General features: G+C 54.7%; 11 protein-coding genes. 8 read left to right on the top strand and 3 right to left on the bottom strand.

What is annotated here, in order from left to right; translation table 11 throughout:
- Nucleotides 1-48: 48 nt before the first annotated feature.
- The 4 genes from Q0K17_RS00840 to pta all read left to right on the top strand — a co-directional run bounded on the left by Q0K17_RS00840 (nt 49) and on the right by pta (nt 2823).
- The gene (locus tag Q0K17_RS00840) at nt 49-1041 is read left to right on the top strand and encodes an alpha/beta hydrolase (protein ID WP_294538676.1); all 993 of its coding nucleotides are present in this window, start codon (nt 49-51) and stop codon (nt 1039-1041) included.
- 16 nt (nt 1042-1057) lie between these two features.
- Nucleotides 1058-1411 (top strand): arsenate reductase family protein, encoded by a 354-nt coding sequence (locus tag Q0K17_RS00835; protein ID WP_294538673.1) that lies wholly within the window; start codon nt 1058-1060, stop codon nt 1409-1411.
- A 36-nt stretch (nt 1412-1447) separates the two neighbouring features.
- Nucleotides 1448-1666, top strand: a complete 219-nt coding sequence (locus Q0K17_RS00830; RefSeq protein WP_294538671.1) for a hypothetical protein — start codon at nt 1448-1450, stop codon at nt 1664-1666.
- A gap of 191 nt (nt 1667-1857) precedes the next feature.
- A complete protein-coding gene (gene pta, locus Q0K17_RS00825; RefSeq protein ID WP_294538669.1) occupies nt 1858-2823 on the top strand; it encodes a phosphate acetyltransferase in 966 nt (321 codons plus the stop codon).
- A 129-nt stretch (nt 2824-2952) separates the two neighbouring features.
- Here pta and Q0K17_RS00820 read toward each other — a convergent pair whose 3' ends face one another.
- Together Q0K17_RS00820 and pyk are read right to left on the bottom strand one after the other, a co-directional pair.
- Entirely contained in the window at nt 2953-3411 is a 459-nt protein-coding gene (locus Q0K17_RS00820) for an S-ribosylhomocysteine lyase (RefSeq protein WP_294538666.1), read from the bottom strand.
- Nucleotides 3412-3417: 6 nt separating this feature from the next.
- Nucleotides 3418-5163: a pyruvate kinase gene (gene pyk / locus Q0K17_RS00815; protein WP_294538663.1), complete on the bottom strand. Its 1746-nt coding sequence runs from the start codon at nt 5161-5163 to the stop codon at nt 3418-3420.
- A gap of 230 nt (nt 5164-5393) precedes the next feature.
- Here pyk and Q0K17_RS00810 point away from each other — a divergent pair, with 230 nt between their 5' ends.
- Genes Q0K17_RS00810 through Q0K17_RS00800 form a run of 3 tightly spaced genes read left to right on the top strand, consistent with a single transcriptional unit; the run spans nt 5394 to nt 8232 of the window.
- Nucleotides 5394-6572 carry a phosphopentomutase gene (locus Q0K17_RS00810; protein WP_294538659.1) on the top strand — a complete coding sequence of 393 codons (1179 nt, stop codon included), beginning with the start codon at nt 5394-5396 and terminating at the stop codon, nt 6570-6572.
- On the top strand, nt 6553-7413 hold the full coding sequence (locus Q0K17_RS00805; RefSeq protein WP_294538656.1) for a YdcF family protein: 861 nt from the start codon (nt 6553-6555) through the stop codon (nt 7411-7413). Before Q0K17_RS00810 ends, Q0K17_RS00805 begins: the two co-directional genes overlap by 20 nt.
- Nucleotides 7414-7470: 57 nt before the next feature.
- Nucleotides 7471-8232 carry an alpha/beta hydrolase-fold protein gene (locus Q0K17_RS00800; protein WP_294538653.1) on the top strand — a complete coding sequence of 254 codons (762 nt, stop codon included), beginning with the start codon at nt 7471-7473 and terminating at the stop codon, nt 8230-8232.
- Between the two features lie 66 nt (nt 8233-8298).
- On the opposite strand, the gene Q0K17_RS00795 is transcribed toward Q0K17_RS00800, so the two are convergent.
- Nucleotides 8299-9066, bottom strand: coding sequence for a type III pantothenate kinase (locus Q0K17_RS00795; RefSeq protein WP_294538651.1), 768 nt, complete (start codon nt 9064-9066; stop codon nt 8299-8301).
- A 125-nt stretch (nt 9067-9191) separates the two neighbouring features.
- Between Q0K17_RS00795 and coaBC the strand changes: the two genes are divergently transcribed.
- Nucleotides 9192-10388, top strand: a complete 1197-nt coding sequence (gene coaBC, locus Q0K17_RS00790; RefSeq protein WP_294538648.1) for a bifunctional phosphopantothenoylcysteine decarboxylase/phosphopantothenate--cysteine ligase CoaBC — start codon at nt 9192-9194, stop codon at nt 10386-10388.
- The last annotated feature ends 113 nt before the right edge of the window (nt 10389-10501 follow it).

Below are 10501 nucleotides of genomic sequence, written 5' to 3'. Positions count from 1 at the left end.
TGCTATACTGAATAAAATTGCACACATGTATAATGAGGTGAATCTTTCATGGAATGCATGAATGTACAGCTTTCCCCAAACAATGCTCGCCTGACCTGCTATTTACAGGACAAAAGCAAGGCAATGCCGAACACGGATGTCCGCCCCGCTGCGCTGATTTTCCCGGGTGGTGGATATCAATATTGCTCTGACCGCGAAGCGGAACCGGTGGCGCTGGCCTATATGGCAGAGGGCTTTAATGCGTTTGTCCTTCGTTATACCACCGGGATGGACTGCCCATTGGATAAGTCTTTACAGGATGCGCAGGCCGCTCTTGCCTATTTGAGACAGAACGCGGCGGATCTGCGTATAGATCCGCATAAAATTGCGGCCATCGGTTTTTCTGCCGGCGGACATCTTGCCGCGGCACTGGGAACCCAGAGTGAGAGCAAGCCCGATGCTATGGTACTGGGATACGCGGTGACCCTGGGGGCGACCTGGGCTCCCATGGGACGACCGGACGAGCCGGATCTGGGGAGCCTTGTTTCTGATTCCACTCCACCCGCCTTTATCTTTGCCACCCAGGGAGACAGTCTTGTTCCTGTCAAGAACAGTCTGGTTTTTGCCGACGCTCTGGCAGATCATGATATTCCTTTTTGCCTGCACGTATTCCAGACGGGAGAGCACGGTCTCTCTCTGGCGCGCCCCTGTACCAGTAATGGTGATCAGACAAAGGTGAATGCCGAGGTGGCGCACTGGCTTCCAATGAGCATCCAATTTCTTCAGGATATCTGGGGTGCGCTGGATGTGGTTCTGCCCCGACCGGAACTCCGTGCACAGATGGGCGGCGGCAAAGCCGGACTGGACGTGCCTTTCAAACGCCTGCTCAAAAATCCCGGAGCTTGTGAAGTTCTGCAACGGCGCTTGCCCGAAGTGATGGGAATTTTGCAGCAGAATCCTTTGCTGAAGGGAGCGTCTCTGCGCCAGTTGGCAGGGTTTATGCCGGAAGCCTATCCGGAAGAACTGATTCGTTCCATCGATGAAGAGCTATCGAATATTTGACAAGGAGAACTCTATCATGTTGTTTTTACAATATCCGCCATGCTCGACCTGCCGGAAAGCCAAGGCGTGGCTGGACGAGCATGGGGTAAATTATACCGCGCGGGATATCAAAGAAGAAAATCCGAGTTTTGAAGAATTGAAAGCCTGGTCTGCCGGAAGCGGTTTGCCGCTGAAGAAATTCTTCAATACAAGCGGGCAGTTGTATAAGTCCATGCAACTGAAAGAGAAACTTCCTGCCATGAGCGAAGAAGAGCAGCTGCGGCTCCTGTCTCAGGATGGGATGCTGGTCAAACGTCCCATTGTTGTGACCGAGGATGGAAAGATTCTGGTAGGCTTTCGTGTTGCGGAGTGGGAACAGGCACTTTTGTAAAAGGCGGCAATCGGATGCAAGAGCGGGGGCAAAAGCATGTTCTTCAAACGGAAAAAGTGCACCATTCTGACTCCGCCGCAAGGATTGGGGCGGGAAAATATCCGCCGCCAGAGCAGTACCTGTACAGGCGAAACGGTTATCGGATTCCTGGACCCCAAGAGTGGTCGGCTGCTGCGGGCAGTTGTGGTGCGCGACAATCAGGATGTGACCGATTTCTACAGATCTTATGGCTTTGAACCGCCGATTGGGCTGTGATTTTCTTAACTTTGTAATATATTTTGCTTTTTTTGTGGTATGACCCCTAAAAATGAGCAATATTTGCACGAATCGGGGCGGAGCCCCCTTTGCAGGCAGCAAAATTGGTGCTATAATCACTCTGTAAGAAGATGCAGCGCCGTGTGCCGTACCGACAAACGGCAGAGCGGCGAAAGAATCGGAGGTACAGTATGGAACTTTTTGAACGCTTCGAAACACAGCTTAAGGCCAACCCCAAGACCATCGTTTTCACCGAGGGTCCCGACGCTCGTATCCTGAGCGCAGCCAGTCGTCTGCTGGCCGGCAAGGTGCTGAACGTTATTCTGCTCGGCAATCCGGAAGAGGTCAAGGCAGCCGCTGCAGCGGGTGGATTTGATATTACCGGCGCCGAAATCATCGACCCTGTCAATTATGAAGGCTTTGACGAGATGGTCTCCAAGATGGTCGAGCTGCGCAAGGGCAAAATGACCGAGGAACAGTGCCGTGCCGCTATGGCGAAGGGAAACTACTTCGGCACCATGCTGGTCAAGATGGGCAAGGCCGACTGCCTGTTGGGCGGCGCCACTTACTCCACCGCCGATACCGTTCGCCCCGCCCTGCAGCTGATCAAGTGCAAGCCCGGTGTCAAGTCTGTCAGCTCTTGCTTCATTCTGGTTCGCGGTGATGAGACGCTGGCCATGGGTGACTGCGCCATCAACATTGATCCTACCGAGGACGAGATCGTGGAGATCACCGTCCAGACTGCCAATACGGCTTCTATTTTCGGCATTGATCCCCGTGTGGCACTGCTGTCCTACTCCACCAAGGGCTCCGGCAAGGGCGAGACCGTGGATAAGATGCGCAATGCTACCGCTCGTGTCCAGGCTGAACATCCTGAAATGAAGGTGGACGGCGAATTGCAGTTTGATGCTGCCGTTGCTCCGGAAGTTGGTCAGCTGAAGGCCAAAGGCAGCCCGGTGGCTGGTTATGCCAATACCTTTATCTTCCCCAACATCAATGCCGGCAACATCGGCTACAAGATCGCACAGCGTCTGGGTGGTTTTGAGGCTTACGGTCCTATTCTGCAGGGCCTGAATGCTCCCATCAATGACCTGTCCCGCGGCTGCAATGCCGAAGAGGTCTACAAGATGGCGCTGATCACCGCGGCGTTGATCTGAACTCCAATACATCCATAAAAAAGTACCCGTCCGGACTCGTTTCCGGGCGGGTACTTTTTTATAAATTCACAAAAAACAGCGGCCGGACGACACAACGTCCGGCTGCTGTTCAACTATGAATGAGGCTGCTTATTTTTGATACCGGAGATGATCAGCATCCAGCTGTCGCAGAACCGCCAGCATGACCCCGCACTCCTTGCGGGCTGCGTCGGGATCCATCAAACGGTAGTTGCCGCATTCGGTTTCGCTTGCCCCGGGAATGGGGCCGTCATACTCTGCCATCCAGGCAAAGGCATCGGTGGTCAGCTCCAAAGCCTCGGCATCGGTCATTCCCTGGGTCAGCAGATAAAAACCAGTCAGGCATCCCATGGGACCCACATAGACCACATGATCACTCCAGCGGCTGTTGCGGGCATAAGTGGCGAACAAGTGTTCTATCGTATGTGCAGCGGCAGGGGAAAGGTAATCTCCCTGGTTCGGCCGCTTCATCCGTACGTCCCAGGTGCGGACCTCGCCATCCTGACGGGAAAGATACATGCCGGACATCAAAGTCGTATGATCAACGCAAAAGCTGGCGATGCGTTCCATCTTTGATCACTCCATCATCATCTGGACAACGCCGTGCTGGCAATCCAGGGAAATGTTCATGCCGTCATGCAGGGTACGGGTGGCGCCCAGCGCACCGACGATGACTGCCTTGCCCAGGGTCAGGGCAACGATAGCGGCGTGGCTGTTGGTACCGGCTTCTTCGGTGATAACACCAGCAGCCTGACGGATATAAGGCAGCATATCGTTGTTGGTATGAGGAACGACAAGAATCTGGCCGGGCTTGAACTTGGTAGACACTTCGGCAGCGGTGCGGCAGACACAGACAGTGCCTTTGGCATTCTTGCCGCCGATGCCCACGCCGGTCAGGAGGCTGTCGCCTACCAGGTGGACCTTGATCATATTGGTGGTGCCGGAAACACCCACGGGAACACCGGCGGTCACCACAGCCATACTGCCGGGCTGGACAAGACCAGCGTCAACGGCGCATTCCACAGACTTGCTGATCAGTTCGTCGGTGGAGTTGGCGTACGGCATAACCAGCGGGGTAATGCCCCAGTGGATGTTCAGCTGACGCTGTACCTGTTCATCCAGCACGCAGGCCACGATGGGAGTGGCAGGGCGATACCGGCTCAGCAGGCGAGCGGTTTCGCCGCTCTTGGAAACGGTGATGATGGCGCTGGCGTGAATGTCGGAAGCAGTGGTGCAGGCAGCGTGGCAAACAGCAGCGCTTACACTCAAGCGGCTTTCATCGGCCTGGGCGTGGTGCACCAGGCTGTTGTAGCTGGCATCGGCCTCGGTGGTCTCGGCAATGGCGACCATAGCCTTCAGGGCAGCCACGGGATATTTGCCGGCAGCGGTCTCGCCACTGAGCATGACAGCGGAAGAACCGTCGTAAATGGCGTTGGCAACGTCAGTAATCTCGGCACGGGTGGGGCGGGGGTTGGAGATCATGGAGTCCAGCATCTGCGTGGCAGTGATAACTACCTTGCCGCAAGCCATGGTCCGGTCGATCAGGTGCTTCTGGATAGAGGGAATCTCGGCAAAATCAATCTCAACGCCCATGTCGCCGCGAGCGACCATGATGCCGTCGGCAACAGCCAGGATCTCATCGATATTGTCCACGCCTTCCTGGTTCTCAATCTTGGCGATGATCTTCATGTTGGAGTGGCAGTCGTCCAGCAGGTGACGGATCTCCATGATGTCGGCAGCGCAGCGGGTAAAGCTGGCGGAAACCAGATCGAAGCCTTGTTCGGCACCGAAAGTGATGTCCTGCTTGTCACGCTGACTCATATAGGGCATAGAAAGATGGACACCGGGAACGTTGACGCCTTTCTTGGTCTTGATGATGCCATCGTTTTCAACAACGCAGCTGATGTCGGTATCGGTAACATTCTCAATGCGCAGGCTGATCAGACCGTCATCCAGCATAATGTGACCGCCGGGCTGCACGTCGTGCGGCAGTTCCTTGTAGGTGATGGAGCAGATTTCATTGGTGCCCTCTACCTCACGGCTGGTCAGCGTGAACTTCTGGCCGGTCACCAGCTTTTCGGAACCGTTTTTGAAGGTGCCCAGACGGATCTCGGGGCCCTTGGTGTCCAGCATGGCAGCCACCGGCAACCCCAGTTCGGTGCGGAGCGCCTTCAGCTTTTCAAAGCGGCCGCGGTGTTCATCATAGTCACCGTGGGAAAAGTTAAAGCGTGCCACGTTCATGCCGTTTTCAATCAGCTGACGCAGCACATCGCCCTTATCGGTGGAAGGGCCAAGCGTGCAAACGATCTTAGTCTTACGCATATCTCAATTTCTCCGTTTCAAATAAGAGTATTGTATACATACGGGCTTATTATAATACAAATCTTTCGCCTCGACAAGCCAAACATGAAAACTTGCACAAAATTTTGCCCATTTTTTGCACTTAGCAGCCAAAGCCGCCCATGGTTTTACTTTTTAAGGAAATTCATGTATAATAGCCTGTATAGTTTGGGAAAGATTTTCCCGCCATTGCATTGAAAAGGAGAAAAACCATGGCAAAACGTGTGTTCTTGATCGTCCTTGACAGTTTCGGCATCGGGGCTGAGCCGGATGCCGCTGCTTTTGGGGACACCGGTACCAACACGCTGGCTGCAATTTCCGGTCATCCCAACTGCAAAGCAGATACGCTCTCCGCTCTTGGTCTGTTCAATATTGAAGGTGTGACCTGCCGGTCCTCCGTGGAGGCTCCTGTGGGGTGTTATGCCCGTCTGCGGGAAGCCAGTGCCGGAAAAGATACCACCATCGGACATTGGGAAATTGCCGGATTGCTCTCTTCAACACCTCTGCCCACATTCCCGAACGGCTTTCCAAAGGAAGTGCTGGAGGAGTTTACGGCCCGCACCGGATATAAGGTGCTGTGCAATAAGCCATACTCCGGCACGCAGGTCATTCACGATTATGGGGAGGAGCATCTGAAGACAGGTGCACTGATTGTATACACCTCGGCGGACAGCGTGTTCCAGATTGCTGCGCACGAGGATCTTGTCCCCATCGACAAGCTGTACCGGATCTGTGAAGTTGCCCGGGATATGCTGAAAGGCCCTTATGGTGTGGGCCGTGTCATCGCCCGTCCTTTTGTGGGTACCTGCGCAGATGACTTTACCCGCACGCCGCGCCGGCATGATTATTCTCTCAAGCCGCCGGCAGAGACGATGCTGGACAAGATTCTGGCTGCAGGAATGCAGACAATTGGCGTCGGCAAGATTCACGATATTTTTGCAGGCCAGGGCGTAGGGGAAACCATCCGCACCAGCGGAAACACCGAAGGACTGCAGGTGACGCTGGATCTGGCAGACCGGGATTTTACCGGTCTGGCATTCGTGAATCTGGTCGATTTTGATATGCTGTATGGTCACCGTCGGGATGTGGCGGGTTACGCTGCAGCTACCGCAGAGTTTGACGCATGGCTTCCTCGATTCATGCAGCGGATGCGGCCGGATGATGTTCTAATGATTACCGCCGATCATGGCTGTGACCCTTCCTACACCAAGACCACCGACCATACCAGAGAGTATGTGCCTTACCTGGTATATGGCCCCGGTGTGCGCAAAGGCGTTGATTTGGGCACACGGTACAGCTTTGGAACCATTGCCGACACCGTTTGCCAGTCGCTGGGCATAAAGGCAGATGTGGCGGGATGCGGAGTCTGGAATGAAATCGCCCAGCACTGAATGTATGTTCCGTAAAGGAGTTCTTTTGCAGATTTTCTTATATCTTTTGGCCGGATTCATGCTGTTTTATTCGGTCATGCTGGTATTTACCAGCAATTTTAACATGGGCAATCTGATCGTCTGGATCCTGACGGCCGCCTGCTGCGGATATGCTGTCTGGCATCGTCGGTTGAATGCCTGGTTCACCGGGTCGTTGACTGGACGCATTGTGCTGGGAATTCTGATCTGCGGTGCGGTGTTTTATGCCGGCATGCTGGTTTTTGTGGCTTGCAGCGGATATGCCAATCCTCCTGCGGGGAATGAAAAGGTCGTGATCGTGCTGGGTGCCGGTCTTCGCCGGGACAAACCCAGCCTTCTGCTGCGCTACCGGCTGGACAAGGCTTATGAGTTCGCATTGGCGCACCCGGATACCCTGGTGATCACTACCGGCGGACAAGGCAGAGATGAATGGGTTCCGGAAGGGCAGGCTATGCGGAAGTATCTGATCGAAAAAGGCCTTTCTCCGGATCGTGTGGTAGCGGAGACAAAGTCCACTTCCACCGAAGAAAACTTTGCATTTGCGCGTCAGATCCTGGAACAGCGTGGCATTGATGCGGCGCAGCCGATTGTTTATGTGACCAATGCTTTTCACTGCTACCGTGGCGGCAAATATGCGCAGATGGCCGGTTTTACCGATGTGTCTGCCTTGCCTGCGGGCATTCCGCTGCGCAGCATTCCAACCTGCTATCTGCGGGAAGTCTTTGCGGTATTATATTATTGGGTGTTCCGCTCTTCCGAAAGTGGTCTGATGCAGAACATGGTCGGAATTTTGAGCCTGAATAAAAAGTTTTTTTATAAGTGAACAACAGGATGCCGGTCGGAATTTTCCGACCGGCATCCTGCCAAGGAAGGAAGAAACATGCAGGTACGTTATTACAAGGAGTACAGCCATTGTCTGGGACGCGAGATGGAATTCAAGGTCTACGGCCATACCGGCCGGCCGATTTTGATTTTCCCGTGCCAGTGCGGACGCTTTTATGACTGGGAGGACCGGGGTATGTGCGACATCGCCGCTCCCTGGATCGATGCCGGAAAACTGCAAATCATCTGTGCCGACAGCATTGATGGAGAAAGCTGGGACAATCCCGGCCCCTGCCGCCCGCGTATCGAACAGCATGAACGGTGGTATCATTACATTTGTGACGAACTGGTTCCCCGTATTCTGGAAATCAACCGGGAGTGCGGTCCGGACCACACCGGGCGCATCCTGACCGGCGGTGCCAGTATGGGGGCAGCTCACGCGGTCAATTTCTATCTGCGCAGGCCGGACTTGTTCAATGGGACCATCGCCCTCAGCGGCATTTACTCGTCCCGGATGTTCTTCGGCAACTATATGGACGACCTGGTGTACGCAAACAGTCCCTGCGATTATATGCGCAACTTCCCGGCACAGCATCCGTATTATGAGCTCTTTGCCAAAGCAGATAAATTTATCATGTGCTGCGGGCAGGGAGCCTGGGAAGATGAACTTCTGGCGTCCACCCGGGAACTGCGGGATATCCTGGAAAGCAAGGGCATCCATCCCATCGTGGACATCTGGGGTACTGATGTTTCTCATGACTGGCCCTGGTGGCAAAAGCAGTGGCCGTACTTCCTGGATATGACGCTGGGCCGTCCGTGAATCAAGGAAAACAAAAACCGGTGGGCGGTCAATTGACCGTACACCGGTTTTGCGTACGTGAATAATTTACGAATTGGCGCGTCGGTACAGGACTTCCAGTCCTTTGAACAAAAGATCGGCATCATACAAGACCTTGCGGCGGCAGCAGGGAATGATCCCTCTGGCAAGACCTCCTGTAGCCACTACGGTCAAGGGGCGGCCCAATTCCGCTTCCACCCGGTCGGCAAGACCTTCCATCATGGCAGCGGTGCCGAACACTGCGCCGCTGTTCAGACACTCCACCGTATTGCGCCCAATCAGGTGGTCGGCATTTTCCGGAGCGATCGGCGGCAGCTGTGCCGTTCCGGCACTGATTGCCCGCAGACTGGTCTGAACGCCGGGAACAATAAACCCGCCCAGAAAATGGGCATTCTCATCAATGACATTATAGGTGGTGGCCGTACCAAGATCCACTGTCATGCACGGCAGGGGATAGAGGGCGGCTGCAGCTGCCGCGTCGGCAATGCGATCCTGACCGACTCTCTCGGGAGATTCCACGTCAAAGACCAGCCCGGTGTCCAAGGTGTGGCTTACTCGCAGCGGCTCGCAGCCTGTCAGGCGAAAAACCGCCTGTGCGAGAGCCTCACTCAACCCCGGAACCACGCTGCATAAAATAGCGCCGGAGCATTCATTGGTATGAAAGCCCACGCGCCGCAAAAGAAACCGGAGTTCGGCGGTATATTCGTCCGGTGTACACCGGGGGCGGGTGACCATGCGGAAGGCAAACAGCAGCTTCTGCCCGTCCAGCCCTCCGATACAAATGTTGGTGTTGCCGATGTCCACTGCCAAAATCATGTGCGAACCCCGTTTCCGTGTGATATAATCTGATTATACCAGCCTTTACAATGAAGTCAAACCAACCTATAATAAATTCCGGCATTCAAACTCTATCGAAGTGATTCAAACGGGAGGACCGCATCATGGAAAAAGACCTGCAGGGCAAAACAATCGTGCTGGGGATCGCGGGCGGCATTGCTGCTTATAAAATGCCCAATGTGGCACATGCACTCGCCAAACGGGGGGCTGCTGTGCATGTACTGATGACGAAACACGCCACTGAATTCATTGCGCCACTGGTCTTTGAAACGCTGACCAACCGCCGGTGCATCGTGGATACTTTTGACCGCAACTTCCAATACGATGTGGCTCATGTTTCTTTGGCCAATGCAGCAGATCTGATGCTGATTGCACCGGCCACGGCCAACGTCATCGCAAAACTGGCGCACGGTCTGGCAGATGATATGCTCACGACCGTGACGCTGGCGGCAACCTGCTCCAAACTGGTGGCCCCTGCCATGAATACCCATATGCTGGAAAATCCCATTACCCAGGATAATATTGCAACTTTGCAGCGGTACGGTTTCACTGTCATCCCCTCGGGTTCCGGCATGCTGGCATGCGGAGATGTCGGCAGCGGGCGCCTACCGGAGGAGCAGGTCCTGATCGACTATATCGACCGGGAACTGGTCTGCCGGAAGGATCTGGCCGGGAAAAAGGTAGTGGTGACGGCCGGGGCCACCAGTGAGCCCATGGATCCGGTACGCTACATCACCAACCACTCCACCGGAAAGATGGGCTATGCCATTGCCCGTGCCTGTATGCTGCGCGGAGCGGATGTCACACTGCTGACGGCACAGACCGCCCTGCGGCCGGTACCTTTTGTGAAGACTGTTCCTTTTACCACGGCGCAGGACCTGTTTGAGGGCGTCAAAAAATATGCCATGGGAGCAGATGCACTGGTCATGGCCGCTGCGGTGGCGGATTACCGGCCTGCGGAAGTGGCGGACGAGAAGATCAAGAAGTCCGATGGGGAACTTTCCCTCAAGCTGGAACGCACACAGGATATTCTGGCCTGGGTTGGAGCCCACAAACCGGAAGGTTTATTTGTGTGCGGATTTTCCATGGAGACGGAGCATCTCCTGGAAAATTCCTCTGTCAAGCTGCACAAAAAGAATATGGACATGATCGTGGCCAACAACCTCAAGACGCCGGGAGCTGGCTTTGGCGTGGATACCAACGTGGTTACGCTTATTACAAAAGAAGGGGCTGAACCATTGCCGCTGCAAAGCAAGGATGCGGTTGCCATGCGGATCGCAGATGCCATTGCTGCACACTGAGCCGCCCGATCATCACAACACAATCCGGGAGAAAACCGCCGAAATGGCTGGTTCTCTCCCGGGTTTTATTTTGGAAAGGTGCAGGAACCGGATTTTCACAGATATTCAAAACT

The organism is uncultured Gemmiger sp., from assembly GCA_944388105.1.
Taxonomy (GTDB): Bacteria; Bacillota; Clostridia; order Oscillospirales; family Ruminococcaceae; genus Gemmiger.
Note: the sequence above shows the minus strand (reverse complement) of the source record. Positions and strands in the feature narration are given on the sequence as shown.